This window comes from Metalysinibacillus jejuensis (assembly GCF_003057615.1).
GTDB classification, from domain to species: domain Bacteria; phylum Bacillota; class Bacilli; order Bacillales_A; family Planococcaceae; genus Metalysinibacillus; species Metalysinibacillus jejuensis.
This window is the reverse complement of sequence record NZ_QAFW01000171.1, coordinates 1-427: the sequence shown is the minus strand read 5'-3', so window position 1 is coordinate 427 and position 427 is coordinate 1. Positions and strand designations below refer to the sequence as shown.

At 37.9% G+C, this 427-nt stretch carries 1 protein-coding gene; it reads right to left on the bottom strand.

What is annotated here, in order from left to right:
* Nucleotides 1-380, bottom strand: a 380-nt coding sequence (locus DDE80_RS14735; RefSeq protein ID WP_161952364.1) for a DUF4433 domain-containing protein, incomplete at its 3' end; no start/stop codon positions are given.
* Nucleotides 381-427 lie beyond the last annotated feature (47 nt).

Here is a 427-nt window from a genome sequence, read left to right as displayed (position 1 = left end):
GTTAATTCCTCATAAAAATTCGTTAGTCTTCTTATAGCATGAGCATCTGTAAAAACAAAAGCAGGACAATGTTGTTGTATCATGGCTGTATTGGTCATGAAATATACCATGTTTTGCTGTGGGGGATGTTGCCTGCCTATTACATATAACATAGGTGACCGAGGGGCAAAATAAAATGGAACATAGTCGTGTAAATTCCCACACATACCAATGGGTATCTTTGTGCGCTCTCTCCGTATTTGTACATCTTGATTAGCCATATCACTGTAAGATACTTCATGTGCCCTTATACGTGCATGAGACCATAAGCTCTCTCTTTGAAGAATAGACTGCAAATTATTGATGTGTGTTAAATGGTAGAGTAGGATAGTATCTGCCAAACTTGTCACCTCACTTTTAACCTATAAAGGTTATTTTACCATACCCC